Raw genomic sequence first — 12,587 nt, 5'->3', positions numbered from 1 at the left:
GGCGTCTTCCTGTCGCGGGGGGAGCGGTCGATCTGGCTTCACTCTGCTATGTTCACCGCAAGGCCAACGCCGCACATGACCACCGTCCCCGCAAGGTTTCCTCAAGATTGGGCCCGGGGCGCGTCACCAGGGAGAGCTTCGACGATGGTCTTCCTCAACTTCCTCGTCGCCATCGCCGCAGCCTCGGTCGCGGGTTCCGCGCTCTACCTGGCGCACGGGCGTCACGGAGACGACCGCGGCGGTCCACGCGCCGAGCTCGTGCGATACATGGGCGTCGCGGCCGTCGCCGCCATGGCATGCTCGCTCGCGAACGTGGCCGAGATGTCCGGCGGCGGCACCTTCGCGGCGGCCGTCGGCAACGCGACGAACGTGGTGACCGTGGGCTTGGCCTGGGCCGGCGCACGACGTCTGAACGCACGGCCGGCGATCGGAGCCGCCACGGTGGGGGCCGGCGGCATCCTGATGCTCGGGCTGACTTTCGTGATGGCACTCGACGACGCGACCCTGCTCAAGACGGGCGCCCTGGCGGTCTTCGCCGTCCTCGCCGCGGTCGAGCTCCGGCGGCGCCCGGTGAGCGAGCTCGCGGGTGTCGGAGCCCTGACGGTGACGCTGATCGCGTACGCCGCTTACAACCTCCACCGTCTCGTCGTCGCCGGGCTCGCGGGAATGGGCTCGCCGCTGTGGCAGCACACCGCCTCGACGGAGATCACCACGATCGTCAGCGCCCTGGCGATCGTCGGAATGGGCCTCGGCTCCGTTCGACTGGGGCGCGAGCTCGATGACGACCCCGCGCCCGGCACGCGCGCTCACGAACGCGGAGTCCTCCGACGCACCGCCGAAGAGCTGCTCCGATCCCGTGCAGAGGTCGAGACGCTCGTCGTGCGCATCCCCGAGATCGCCTTGATCCGCGCGGCTCACAGCGCGGCGCGCGCCGACGAAGTGGTGGCGATGCTGGTGGATGCCGCGCACGAGGCGCTCCCGGGAGCGCGCGCGGGCGTTCCGGCTCGCGACACCGTGTTCGTCGTCGCCGCATCGGTTGCGCCGGCCGACGTCGAAGCGCACGTGCGCCGCGCGTTCGCCGCGCGCATGCCGCGGATCAGCTACGGCGACACACCCGATCTCGCCTTCGAGCACCATCGGGTGGCCGACGTGCAGGCGCTCTCGCTGCTCATGGAGAGTCGAAGGTTACGACCCGGTCTCGGCGCCGTACCCCACCCCTGATCGGGCCGTCCGGGCGGTCAGCCCTGGTCGTTCCCCTGCCCCCACCCGGGCGCGCGGTCCGTGCTCTCGCCCGAGTCCGTGGGCTGCTCAGCGGCCGACGACGCGTCGGACTCGAAAATCGCGATCGGCAAGTACTGGTACACGGTCTGCTGACCGAAGGACGCCTCGGAGTTGGCCGTCCCCTCAACGGCGATGCTCAACGCGAACTCCAGCGTGATGCCATAGGTGTCGTTCGGCAGCTGGCGGATCGAGGTCGAGGGCACCAGCAGCCCGCCCTGGAAACTGTTCAGCAGCAGCCCGCGGTCGGAGCGCAGGGTGTCCGACGGGACGAGGGTGCGAGGGTCGGCGCTGAACTGGAACGGGTTGGACACCTGTCCCCCGGTCTGCGCGGTCTGCGACGTGATCGAGACCGACGACACGTAGACGCGCCGCTTCTGTGCGAGCACGGCCTTCTCGTCGACTCGGTGGTCGTAGACGTTGAGGGCGAAGCCGAACTGCTTCTCGTTCGTCGACGTCCACTCCATCGTGCGCTTGGGGTCGACCGCCCACACATCGAGGCGGAGCTCGAGGCCGTCGGCCACCTCGGACGAGAGCGACACCGATCCGTCGTAGGTGAAGCGGGAGTCGAAGGGCATGACATCGGCGGTCGACTGCGGCTCGGGCGTAGACACCACGACGGACTGACTCTGACCCGAGGTCTGGGCCTGGAGTGCGTTGAACGCGTCGATGATCTGGGAGCAGCCCGTCAGGGTGAGCGGGCCCCCGAGGGCGATGACCGACGCGAGCGCGAGAGCGCGAAGGGTCCGGCGGCGAGAGGAGGTGTCCACTGTTCTCTCCAGGTTCTGAGGGCGCTGGTACGCAAGGTCGACGAAACGACCATCACACTGCGGGATGCAGGCCTCAGGGGGAGTCTGACCGAACAACGCGACCGGGTGGAAGCGAAGGGCGAGCAGAGACAGGATGGCGCGCAGAAGACTACACCATGGTCTATACACTCGATCACATGGCAGCCGTGAGGAGCGTCCCGTCGGCGATCTCGCCGGGGCTCTCCGACGCCGACGACACCAGCGGGCCGAGCAGTCGCACGCGTTCGGTGTGGCTTCTCCAGCTGGTTCTGGGCGCGAGCGTCGTCATCACGGTGCTGCTCGTGCAGGCGCTCTCGCCGTCGTTGTTCGCCGTCTGGACGTTCTCGACCGGCGTCGGAATCGTCATCGCCCTCACCGCGGTGTCGATCATGGTCCCGTGGCACCGCTTGCCCCGGAACACGGTGGCACTCATCCCCTTCGGGGACATCGTCGGCATCGGCCTGTTGAGCTTCGGCACCGACCTGCGCTTCAGCTTCTTCTGGGTGTTCCCCATCACGTGGATCGCCACGCACTTCGTCCTCAGCTTGATGATCGCCTCCTTGGCGACCGTCGGGGTCATCATCGTCGCGGATGCCTCGATCACCGGCGTCGGACCCGAGACCGCTCTGCGGCTCATCGTCGTGATGCTGTCGCTGACGTTCATCGCGATCACGGCCTACCTGTCATCGCGCCAGACCCGGGCCTTCAAGCAGCTCCTACGGCGGCAGGCCAGCAGGCTGCAAGGCACACTGCAGCGCGTCACCGGGCAAGAGCGTCGAGTGTCGCAGATGCTCAACGGACTGGACACCGGCATCGCGCGGCTCTCCGCCGACGGCGAGGTGCTCGCGCTGAACGACACCTACGTCAACCTGTATGGAATCGAACGCGATGAGCCGTCGCGTCCGGGGGGCGCGGTGGAGTACGCGACTCTCCGCGGCGAGCCGCTGCCGGACTCGGAGCGGCCGTTCGCCCGCGCCGCGCGGGGCGAGCAGTTCGAAGACGAGCGCGTGTGGTTGTTCGACGCGCAGGGCGACTGGCACGCGCTCTCGGCATCCACTCGGCGGCTGGTGTCCTCGGACGAGCCCGAGAGCACGCTGCTCATCGTCCACGACGTCACGGCGCTCATCGAGGCCGAGCGCGCGCGCGAACGCCTCGCCGCCACGGTCTCTCACGAGTTGCGCAACCCGCTAACGGCCATCATCGGCCACGCGGACCTCGCCCTCGACGCTCCCGATCTGTCGCCCAAGGTGCGAGAGCAGCTGGAGGTCATCGCGGGGGCCGGTGAGCGGATGCAGACGCTAATCTCGGAGATCCTCGCCAACTCGCGCGGCATGTTCCGCGAGGAGAAGACGGCGACGACAGCGGATGCCAGCCGCATCATCGCCTCGTCTCTGGAGTCGTTCCGCCCGGCCGCGGCCGCACGACGAGTGAGTGTCATCGACGAGCTGCCCCCCTCCGCCGAGGTCGTGGGCGACGGTTTCCGCCTGCGTCAGGCGTTCGACAACATCCTCAGCAACGCCATCAAGTACACACCGGGCGGTGGCAGCGTGCGCATCTCGGGGACGATCTCGGCCGATCAGGTGGAGCTGACCTTCACCGACACCGGAATTGGCATCCATCCCGAAGACCTGCCGCGCATCTTCGACCCGTACTTCCGCGCCCGCGCCGCCCGCGAAAGCCCGACGCCGGGAACCGGACTGGGGATGGGGATCGTGCGCAGCATCATTCAAGAGCAGGGCGGCTCGCTCGAACTCGAAAGCGAAGTCGGCAGCGGCACCACCGTCACGGTGCGTCTGCCCGCCCGGACGGGAGCCCCGGACGCATGACACCGCAGGAGACCCTGGCCAACCTGGGGCTCGCTCAGGCGACCGTCGCCACTCTGGCCACCGTGATGGTGGTCGGCCTGGGCTTTCTGCACCGCCCCTCCCGCGCCGCACTGCTCTGGTCGCTCGCGTTCGTGCTCGCCATGGCCAGCACGTGGGTATCGGTGGCCGGTTCGGTGATGGGCGAGGAGGCCGTTCGACGCGCCGGGCTGGGGCTCATGCTCGGTGCCCCCGCTCTCATCTGGTCGGGCTTCCGCGCGCGGCGCGACGCGCGTGCTCTGCCCTGGATCGCGGTCGCGCAGTCGGTGGCGACCGCCGCGGCGTTCGTCGCGGCCACGGAACCGCGCGCCTACGGGATGACATTCCGCGTGGCGTTCCTCGGAGCGGCGGTGTTCGCGGGGCTCACGATCGCCGAGACCCGACGCGCCGCCGACCGCATGGAGCGACTCGTCCTCCCCCTCACGATCGTCTCGGCGGGGTTCGTCGCCCTCGCGGGCGGCATCGTCGTCGCCGGACTCGCCCTTCCCTCGAACGTCGGCGACCTGTACTTGCCCCGCATCCTGAACAGCCTGGCGATGCTGGTGTACCTCGTCTGCGCCACGGTCAGCGTCCTGTATCTCACGTCGGTGTCACCGGTGGGCACCAGCTCGGCGATTTCGTGGCCGCAGTTCACGGTGACAGCGACCGACCGGCTGGCTCGCGCGCGACGATCACGAGAGACCTCGTGGGCGGTGCTGGCCATTCGCCTCGATGACCCCGAACAGATTCGCAGCACGATCGGCGAGAGCGGATGGAATCGCATCGTGTCGACCTTCGAGACCGTCGTCGCCCGAGCGCTTCCGGCAGAGGCGGATCTGGGACGACCCGCCCGTGGACGGCTCGTGGCGGTCGTATGCCGCCCCGGGCCGGTGCTGCGCGAGCACGTCCGGCAGCTGTTGCGGCGCGTGACGGAGGTGGATGCCGCCGACTGGGTCGACGTGCACTTCTCGGCGAGTATCGGGTGGGTGCCCGCAGAGGCCGCCGACTACGATCTGACCGAGCTCGTCCGGCTCGCTGAGGACGCCGCCGAGACGGCCAGCGGACTCGGTGGGGACCGCTGGGAGCGGCTGCGCGCCTGATCAGCCCGAGGGCGTCGCTTCCCGGGCGATGGCGACGGTGATCGAATCGCTGGCGGTCTGCTTGGCGAATTCGTTCGAGGTGGGGGTGGTCTGCAGGAGGTATTCGTACGTGAACTGCAGGGTCACGAAGGTCGCTTCTGCCGGCACCTCGCCGACGTTGAACGTCTGCGAGTAGCTGTAGGGAGCCAGCACGAGATAACCCGGCGGGTTGGACTGATCGACCTGTGGGGCCAGGGGTGCGAACGACTGTGTCTCGTTGCCCGGGACCGCGGTCATCGTCGCCCTCTGCAGGTAGACCTTCTGGCCGTCGTTCGGGGTGACGGTGGTGGCCATCGAGATACTGACGGGCTTGAGCGCGGTCGCGGTCCAGCGGTCCATGGCGAGCGTGGACCAGTAGTCGATGGTCGCCGAGATCGCCCCGGCGTTGACCTGGCGCTCGGTGGAGCCGCTGGAGAGGTCGTTCGCCACGGGAACGGGTACGGGCACGATGGACGCCGACCGGGTCGGGGAGGGGGAAGCCTGGCCCCCGCCCTGCGCCCACGGCGGCGCACCGCATCCGGCGAGCGCGAGCGCCATCATTCCTGCGCCCATCGCGCCCACGGCGCGGCGTCGTCGCAGCATCCGCTCCCCCATGCATCCTCCTGTGGTTCTTCGTCGAGTCTAGGCGGACGGGAACTCACGGGCCCTGGCCGGGGATCTTCGAGACGTTATTGTGCTCGCGTGAAAAATCGTTCACGTCGTGGCGCCGAGCGCGCGCTGCTGACACTCACGACGGTGCTGCTCCTCATCGGCGCTGCGGGAGCCGCGTGGATCGCGGTGCGCGGCGCGATGGCGTACCAGCATCTCGACGCTGCGCGCGATGTTCTCGTGGGGGTGGGCTCTTCGGACAACGACCCGACCGTGTGGGCCGACGACCTCGCCGCCGCCCGAGACGACATGGCCGCCGCGCGCGCCCTGACGAGCGACCCCGTATGGGCCGCCGCCGGCTCGCTCCCCTGGGCGGGACCACAGCTGACGGCGATCGCCGAGCTCGCCGGCGCCGCCGACGGGGCCCTCGCGGCTCTCGAGCCGGTGGGCGCGGCGGCATCCGCCCTCTCCTCCGGGTCGCTGCGCACGAGCGACGGCGGCTACGACGTCGAGCTGCTCGCCTCGTGGGAGCCCGCGGCTGACAGGGCGACAGTGGCCCTGACGGATGCGACGTCCCGGCTGTCCGCGGTCGAGCTCCGCGACGTCCTCCCCGCGCTCGCCGATCAGGTCACGCGCGCTCATGAGCTGTTCGCACGGGCGCGCGCCGACGCCGACGCGCTGCATCGGACGACCCGCCTGCTTCCCGCCATGCTCGGCGCCGACGGACCGCGGTCCTACCTGGTGCTGTTCCAGAACAGCGCCGAGTGGCGGTCGCTCGGCGGAGTGGTCGGAGCCGTCGCGCAGCTCAACACGGATCAGGGCAGGATCACGCTCACCGCACAGGCCTCGTCGACGGATTTCCGCGATGCCGGCGGTGAACCGGTCGCCGATGTGCCCGAAGGCCTACGCCCACTGTTCGATGAGCGACCGGCGCGGTACGTCCAGAACGTGACGCAGCTGCCCGACTTCGCCGCCGGGGCACCGTTGGCACGGGAGATGTGGCGTCAGCAGCACGGGACCGAGGTCGACGGTGTGATCGCCGTCGACCCCGTCGCGCTGTCGTATCTGCTCACGACGACGGGACCGGTGAGCCTGCCCTCGGGTGATGTACTCACGAGCGAGAACACTGTGCCGCTGCTCCTGGACGAGGTGTATCGCCGCTACTCCGACCCGAAGCAGCAGGATGCCTTCTTCCAGTCGGCGACGAGCGCCGTCTTCGGGGCGCTGGCTGCCGGAGACCTCGAGCCTCGCGCCCTGGTCGAGGCGCTGGACCGTTCGGGCCGAGAGCGGCGCCTCCTCGTCTGGAGTGCGGACTCGCAGGAGCAGGCGGTCCTCGACGGCTCGACGCTGCAGGGGGGCCTCCCTGGTTCGGGCGACGGCGCCACGACGCTCGGCGTCTACGTGAACGACGGCACCGGCTCGAAGATGGACTACTACATGCGGCTCGGGACCGCGACGACGTGGTGCTCGGATGGCACCGCAATGCTCCGCGTCACGCTGCGCAATGACGCTCCCGACCCGGCCACCCTGCCGGAGTACGTCACCGGCGGGGGCGCGTATGGCGTGCCCCCGGGCCACACGCTCACCGGCGTCTACGTCTACCTACCGACGGGCGCCCTGCTTCAGGACAACACCGTCACCGGGGACGCGGACCCCTCGGGTTTCGTCCGTGCTCAGGACCGCGGCCATGAGGTGCTCAAGTGGTCGGTGCGGGTGGCGCCCGGCCAATCCGCGACGCTCGACCTCACCGTCGCCACGCCTCGGACGCCGAGGCTGGAGACGGTGACGACCCCCATGCTACCCGCGGTCGCGGCTGCCACCGAGGCGCCCTCGTGCGCGGACGCGGGCTAGCACCGTCACGCGCCTCGCTCGCTCTCTCGGCCGCAGTGTCGCACGGAGAGACAGGTGATTTCTTGCCGCCTCAGGCATGAAAGGGCCCCGGCGGAAAAGGACCACTCGGCGGGGCGCCGAAAGACTGTTCACGCACGCGCCGTTTCCCGCGAGACGTTCGCGCTTCCTTGACCCGGCCCAACCCGCCATCGATATGGGGACCCCATGAAGAACTCGATCCTCCGTGCCGCTGCAGCTCTCTCGCTGGTGGCCGTCGCGCTGATGGCCCCCACGGCCGCACACGCCTACCCCGACCCTGCAGTGGTCATCGCGACTCCCGCGACCATCGCCCCGAACAACACGAGCACGTTCACCACCGACCGCGCACCGTTCAACGCCTCTGAAGACATCCGCATCACAATCACGGGCGAGAACGCCAACGGCGCGAGGCTCGCCTTCATCAAGACGGCCATCGAGACGAACACCATGCTGACCACGCGTGCCGTGCAGGGCAAGCTCAACGTGCCGATCCTCTTCCCGCAGAACGCCAGCGGCAAGTACGACCTCACGTTCACGGGCGTCACCAGCGGTGTCGTCCTGCGAACGAGCATCACGGTGACCCCCGCGGGAACGAAGCCGCCGTCGAAGGCCGGTCTCGCGGTCACGGGCTTCAACTCCGACAGCGCCGCGGGGCTGTGGATCGCCGGTGGCGCTCTTGTCGTCGCCGGAGCAGCGGTGGGCGTGGGAGCCGCCGTGCGCCGTCGTCGTACCGCCGCCTGACCGCATCGGTACCTCGGAAGCGAGGGTCGTCTGACGACGGCCCTCGCTTCCGCCGTTCCCGCCCGGCTCAGGACGTCGCGGCGAGCCGACCTCCCGCGACGTCCGCGGTGATGAGGATCGGGAGGTGGTCGCTGAGCCCCTGGGGGAGGGTTCGGATGTGTGCGATGTCGAAACCGATCGACGTGGCGAAGTCGTAGTGGCCGCGGAAGAAGCGGTACCGGGTGTAGGTGCGGGAGTCGCTCAGAGTGAGCTCGTAGCCCTGGTCGCGGACGGCCTGCCCGAGGTTCTCCTTGAAGACCGGGTAGTTGTAGTCGCCGACCATGAGCGTGGGCAGTCCCGGTCCGAGGTTCTGCAGCTCGCTCAAAGCAGCGCGGATCTGATGTCGCCGGAGCGAGTTCAGCGCCGTGAGCGGCGCGGCGTGGAACGACGCCACGATGATCTCGTGGCCGTCGTCGATGTCCCGCAGACGAACGCCGAGCATGCGTTCCTCGGCGGGCTTGAGCACGTAGTCGTGCAGCGATTTCTTCAGCGAGATGGAGCGCACGTCGACCGCGCGGAAGGTGTTCTCGCGGTAGTACACCGCAAGACCCAGTCGATTGCGCTGGGTCGCCTCCGCCAGCCGCAGCCCCGAGATCTCTGCGGGGATCTCGCGGGTGTCGTACTCCTGAAGACAGAGGACGTCGGCCGCGTGGGCGTCGACGAGGGCGGCGAGCTCCCCCGCCGCGCGATGCTTGCGCAGGTTGTACGAGATGACCTTCATGACTCCGCCAGCCTAAGGCGACGGATCCCCCCGCCCCGCGAGGGTTGCCAAACGCTCAGGAACCGATGTCGTCCGCGTCGCGCCGATTCCGCGTCTGTTCGGCACGGGATGCCAGAAGCTCGTCGACGGGGTAGCCGACCTCGGCGAGCACGAGCCCACGAGCGGCCAACACCTTCGTGTCCGGTGTGCGGAGCCCCGCGTCGCGGATGTCCACGACCGCGAGCGGAGGAATCCTCCCCTCCCCCACGGCCACACACGCCCCGACCAGCGCACGCACCATGCTGTGGCAGAAGGCGTCGGCGCGGACGTGGGCGATCACCGCGCCCGCCGCGTCCCGATGCCAGTCGAACTCGAGCAGCGTCCGGATGGTCGTCGCCTCTTCCCGGGCCTTGCAGTAGGCCGCGAAGTCATGGAGGCCGATGAGGCTGCGGGCAGCGGCATCCATCGCCTCCACGTCGAGGTGCGCCTTGACCGTCGTGGTGCGGGCGCGCTCGAGGGGGTCGTAGCCGGTCGTCAGATCGGCGATGCGGTAGACGTAACGGCGCCATGTGGCCGAGAAGCGGGCGTCGAAGCCGTCCGGGGCTTCGACGGTACGGGTGACGGTGACATCGGGGTAGGCGCCCAGGACACCCCTCACGCGACCCGCGAGCGCCGCCACCGCGTCGACTTCGTCGCCGTCGCGTCGCCGACGCGGAAGACGTGCCGTCTGTGCGTCGTCGAGATCGACGTGCGCCACTTGCCCCGAGGCGTGCACACCGGCATCCGTTCGTCCCGCCACCACGAGACGCGGTTCACCGCCGAGGATTCGCGTGAGCGCGTCTTCGAGGGTGCCCTGCACGGTACGTAAGCCCGGTTGACGTGCCCACCCGCGGAAGTGCGTGCCGTCGTAGGCGATGTCGAGGCGGATACGCACCCACTCAGCCTAATCGCCCGGGCGCCGCAACGACCGAGGCCCCCTCCCGGCTGGGAGAGGGCCTCGGTGCGAGAGGGAGAGGAGTTACGCCTTCGCGTCGTCCTCGACCGCGTCGGCGGCGGCAGCCTCAGCGGCCGCGCCCTCCTCGGGCGACTCGGCGCCGGCGTCGGCGGTCTCGTCGGTGGCCGGGGTCTCCTCAGCGGCGGTCTCTTCGGCGGGAGCCTCGTCCTCGGCGGGAGCCGCGGCAGCGGGTGCGGCGGCAGCCTTCGAGGCGGACGGCTTCTTGCTGACGGGCTCGAGGACGAGCTCGATCACGGCCATGGGGGCGTTGTCACCCTTGCGGTTTCCGACCTTGGTGATGCGGGTGTAGCCACCGTCGCGGTCCGCGACCAGCGGAGCGATCTCCGTGAAGAGGGTGTGCACGACCTCCTTGTCACCGATCACCGAGAGGACGCGGCGGCGGGCGTGGAGGTCACCCCGCTTCGCGAACGTGATGAGGCGCTCAGCGAGCGGACGGAGGCGCTTGGCCTTCGTCTCGGTCGTCTTGATCGACTTGTGGGTGTACAGGGCCGCGGCGAGGTTCGCGAGAAGCAGGCGCTCGTGGGCCGGGCCGCCGCCGAGGCGGGGACCCTTCGTGGGCTTGGGCATGTCGTGTTACTCCAGTGGGAAGGTTCGGTCGGGTCCGACGGGTCAGACGGTCTCGTCGTCGTAGCCGCCGAAGAACTGAGCGCCGTCGAAGCCGGGCACCGAGTCCTTGAGCGACAGGCCGAGGGAGGTGAGCTTGTCGCGCACCTCGTCGACCGACTTCTGACCGAAGTTGCGGATGTTCATCAGCTGCGTCTCGGAGAGGGCGACCAGCTCGGAGACGGTGTTGATGCCCTCGCGCTTGAGGCAGTTGTACGAGCGGACCGAGAGGTCGAGGTCTTCGATCGGCATCGACAGCTCGTTCGAGAGGACGGTCTCGACCGGGGCGGGGCCGATCTCGATACCCTCGGCCTCGACGTTCAGCTCGCGGGCGAGACCGAACAGCTCGGTGAGCGTGCGGCCGGCCGAGGCCACGGCGTCGCGGGGAGCGATCGACGGCTTCGACTCGACGTCCAGGACGAGCTTGTCGAAGTCGGTGCGCTCACCGGCGCGGGTCGCGTCGACGCGGTAGCTGACCTTGAGCACGGGCGAGTAGATCGAGTCGATCGGGATCTGGCCCGCCTCGGCGTACTCGTTGCGGTTCTGGGTCGCCGACACGTAGCCACGGCCACGCTCGATGGTGAGCTCGAGCTCGAACTTCGCGGTGTCGTTGAGCGTGGCGATGACCAGCTCGGGGTTGTGCACCTCGACGCCCGCGGGAGCGGAGATGTCGGCCGCCGTGACCTCGCCGGCACCCGTCTTGCGCAGGTACGCGGTGATGGGCTCGTCGCGCTCGCTCGAGACCACGAGCTGCTTGATGTTCAGGATGATCTCGGTGACGTCTTCCTTCACGCCCGGGATGGTGCTGAACTCGTGCAGGACGCCATCGATGCGGATGCTCGTGACGGCCGCGCCGGGGATCGACGAGAGGAGGCTGCGACGCAGCGCGTTGCCGATCGTGTAACCGAAGCCGGGCTCGAGCGGCTCGATGACGAAACGGCTGCGGAACTCCCCGATCTTCTCCTCGGTCAGAGTGGGACGCTGTGCGATGAGCACTATGTGTTCCTTTCGATCACGTGCCCGCTATATGACACGTGTAATGGGGTGAGGTGTTGAGTTGTACTCGCCGGATGCCACGCGCCCGGGGGCCGTGGCATCCGCAATGCCTGGGTGCGCGAAAGCGCGAGCGTTCCCGGGGAGCGACGAGCACTCCCCGGGAACGATGCGTCAGACGCGGCGGCGCTTCGGCGGACGGCAGCCGTTGTGCGCCTGCGGCGTCACGTCCTGGATCGAGCCGACCTCGAGGCCGGCAGCCGTCAGCGAGCGGATCGCGGTCTCGCGGCCCGAACCCGGACCCTTCACGAAGACGTCGACCTTCTTGACGCCGTGCTCCTGCGCCTGGCGGGCAGCGGACTCCGCGGCCATGCCGGCGGCGTACGGCGTCGACTTGCGCGAGCCCTTGAAGCCGACTCCGCCGGACGAGGCCCAGCTGATGACGGCCCCGGACGGGTCGGTGATCGAAACGATGGTGTTGTTGAACGTCGACTTGATGTGGGCCTGACCCACGGCGATGTTCTTCTTCTCCTTGCGGCGCGGCTTGCGCGCGGCGGACTTGGCCTGTGCCATGTGCGGTTCTCCTGGATCCTGCGCCGGCGGAGGCCTAGCGCGCCTTCTTCTTGCCGGCGACGGTGCGCTTGGGTCCCTTGCGGGTACGCGCGTTCGTCTTCGTGCGCTGACCGCGCACCGGGAGGCCGCGGCGGTGGCGCAGGCCCTCGTAGGAACCGATCTCGACCTTGCGGCGGATGTCGGCGGCCACCTCGCGACGGAGGTCACCCTCCACCTTGTAGGTGCCCTCGATGTGGTCGCGGAGCGCGACCAGCTGGTCGTCGGTGAGGTCCTTGACGCGGACGTCCGGGCTGATGCCGGTCGCGGTGAGGATCTCGGTGGAGCGGGTACGGCCCACGCCGTAGATGTAGGTAAGTGCGATCACCACGCGCTTGTCGCGCGGGATGTCGACGCCGGCTAGACGTGCCATGCGGCTCTCCT

13 protein-coding genes are annotated in these 12,587 nt (G+C 69.3%); 5 read left to right on the top strand and 8 right to left on the bottom strand.

Annotated features, from left to right (window positions below; all coding sequences use genetic code 11):
• Positions 1 to 144 precede the first annotated feature (144 nt).
• Entirely contained in the window at positions 145 to 1,221 is a 1,077-nt protein-coding gene (locus MHY30_RS01780; protein ID WP_239274790.1) for a hypothetical protein, read from the top strand.
• Between the two features lie 17 nt (positions 1,222 to 1,238).
• On the opposite strand, the gene MHY30_RS01775 is transcribed toward MHY30_RS01780, so the two are convergent.
• Positions 1,239 to 2,048 carry a fructose 1,6-bisphosphatase gene (locus tag MHY30_RS01775; protein ID WP_239274789.1) on the bottom strand — a complete coding sequence of 270 codons (810 nt, stop codon included), beginning with the start codon at positions 2,046 to 2,048 and terminating at the stop codon, positions 1,239 to 1,241.
• A gap of 176 nt (positions 2,049 to 2,224) precedes the next feature.
• On the opposite strand from MHY30_RS01775, the gene MHY30_RS01770 reads away from it, so the two are divergent.
• Both MHY30_RS01770 and MHY30_RS01765 read left to right on the top strand, forming a co-directional pair.
• The gene (locus MHY30_RS01770) at positions 2,225 to 3,892 is read left to right on the top strand and encodes a cell wall metabolism sensor histidine kinase WalK (protein WP_239274788.1); all 1,668 of its coding nucleotides are present in this window, start codon (positions 2,225 to 2,227) and stop codon (positions 3,890 to 3,892) included.
• The gene (locus MHY30_RS01765; protein ID WP_239274787.1) at positions 3,889 to 5,007 is read left to right on the top strand and encodes a hypothetical protein; all 1,119 of its coding nucleotides are present in this window, start codon (positions 3,889 to 3,891) and stop codon (positions 5,005 to 5,007) included. Before MHY30_RS01770 ends, MHY30_RS01765 begins: the two co-directional genes overlap by 4 nt.
• Here MHY30_RS01765 and MHY30_RS01760 read toward each other — a convergent pair whose 3' ends face one another.
• Complete coding sequence (locus tag MHY30_RS01760; RefSeq protein ID WP_239274786.1) at positions 5,008 to 5,640, bottom strand: hypothetical protein; 633 nt, start codon at positions 5,638 to 5,640, stop codon at positions 5,008 to 5,010.
• An 87-nt stretch (positions 5,641 to 5,727) separates the two neighbouring features.
• Here MHY30_RS01760 and MHY30_RS01755 point away from each other — a divergent pair, with 87 nt between their 5' ends.
• Positions 5,728 to 7,485: a DUF4012 domain-containing protein gene (locus MHY30_RS01755; protein ID WP_239274785.1), complete on the top strand. Its 1,758-nt coding sequence runs from the start codon at positions 5,728 to 5,730 to the stop codon at positions 7,483 to 7,485.
• A gap of 204 nt (positions 7,486 to 7,689) precedes the next feature.
• Positions 7,690 to 8,244, top strand: coding sequence for a hypothetical protein (locus MHY30_RS01750; RefSeq protein WP_239274784.1), 555 nt, complete (start codon positions 7,690 to 7,692; stop codon positions 8,242 to 8,244).
• A gap of 67 nt (positions 8,245 to 8,311) precedes the next feature.
• Here the strand turns inward: MHY30_RS01750 and MHY30_RS01745 are convergent, their stop codons facing one another.
• The 6 genes from MHY30_RS01745 to rpsM form a co-directional block, all read right to left on the bottom strand.
• On the bottom strand, positions 8,312 to 9,004 hold the full coding sequence (locus MHY30_RS01745) for an endonuclease/exonuclease/phosphatase family protein (RefSeq protein ID WP_239274783.1): 693 nt from the start codon (positions 9,002 to 9,004) through the stop codon (positions 8,312 to 8,314).
• Positions 9,005 to 9,059: 55 nt separating this feature from the next.
• On the bottom strand, positions 9,060 to 9,917 hold the full coding sequence (gene truA, locus MHY30_RS01740; RefSeq protein ID WP_239274782.1) for a tRNA pseudouridine(38-40) synthase TruA: 858 nt from the start codon (positions 9,915 to 9,917) through the stop codon (positions 9,060 to 9,062).
• 84 nt (positions 9,918 to 10,001) lie between these two features.
• Entirely contained in the window at positions 10,002 to 10,565 is a 564-nt protein-coding gene (gene rplQ, locus MHY30_RS01735) for a 50S ribosomal protein L17 (protein WP_239274781.1), read from the bottom strand.
• A gap of 42 nt (positions 10,566 to 10,607) precedes the next feature.
• The gene (locus MHY30_RS01730) at positions 10,608 to 11,597 is read right to left on the bottom strand and encodes a DNA-directed RNA polymerase subunit alpha (protein ID WP_022879045.1); all 990 of its coding nucleotides are present in this window, start codon (positions 11,595 to 11,597) and stop codon (positions 10,608 to 10,610) included.
• 171 nt (positions 11,598 to 11,768) lie between these two features.
• The gene (rpsK, locus tag MHY30_RS01725; protein WP_013583990.1) at positions 11,769 to 12,167 is read right to left on the bottom strand and encodes a 30S ribosomal protein S11; all 399 of its coding nucleotides are present in this window, start codon (positions 12,165 to 12,167) and stop codon (positions 11,769 to 11,771) included.
• Positions 12,168 to 12,201: 34 nt separating this feature from the next.
• The gene (gene rpsM / locus MHY30_RS01720; protein WP_063256596.1) at positions 12,202 to 12,576 is read right to left on the bottom strand and encodes a 30S ribosomal protein S13; all 375 of its coding nucleotides are present in this window, start codon (positions 12,574 to 12,576) and stop codon (positions 12,202 to 12,204) included.
• Positions 12,577 to 12,587: the final 11 nt, after the last annotated feature.

Origin of the sequence: Microbacterium sp. ACRRU, from assembly GCF_022346945.1 — a bacterium.
Classification (GTDB): domain Bacteria; phylum Actinomycetota; class Actinomycetes; order Actinomycetales; family Microbacteriaceae; genus Microbacterium; species Microbacterium mcarthurae.
This window is presented reverse-complemented; position numbering and strand designations above follow the sequence as displayed.

Excerpts from the sequence above, each read along its gene's own strand:
- MHY30_RS01770 (WP_239274788.1), top strand. The coding sequence starts at position 2,225 with ATGGCAGCCGTGAGGAGCGTCCCGTCGGCGATCTCGCCGGGGCTCTCC.
- MHY30_RS01760 (WP_239274786.1), bottom strand. The coding sequence starts at position 5,640 with ATGGGGGAGCGGATGCTGCGACGACGCCGCGCCGTGGGCGCGATGGGC.
- MHY30_RS01750 (WP_239274784.1), top strand. The coding sequence starts at position 7,690 with ATGAAGAACTCGATCCTCCGTGCCGCTGCAGCTCTCTCGCTGGTGGCC.
- rpsK (WP_013583990.1), bottom strand. The coding sequence starts at position 12,167 with ATGGCACAGGCCAAGTCCGCCGCGCGCAAGCCGCGCCGCAAGGAGAAG.
- MHY30_RS01745 (WP_239274783.1), bottom strand. The coding sequence starts at position 9,004 with ATGAAGGTCATCTCGTACAACCTGCGCAAGCATCGCGCGGCGGGGGAG.
- MHY30_RS01765 (WP_239274787.1), top strand. The coding sequence starts at position 3,889 with ATGACACCGCAGGAGACCCTGGCCAACCTGGGGCTCGCTCAGGCGACC.
- rplQ (WP_239274781.1), bottom strand. The coding sequence starts at position 10,565 with ATGCCCAAGCCCACGAAGGGTCCCCGCCTCGGCGGCGGCCCGGCCCAC.
- rpsM (WP_063256596.1), bottom strand. The coding sequence starts at position 12,576 with ATGGCACGTCTAGCCGGCGTCGACATCCCGCGCGACAAGCGCGTGGTG.
- MHY30_RS01780 (WP_239274790.1), top strand. The coding sequence starts at position 145 with ATGGTCTTCCTCAACTTCCTCGTCGCCATCGCCGCAGCCTCGGTCGCG.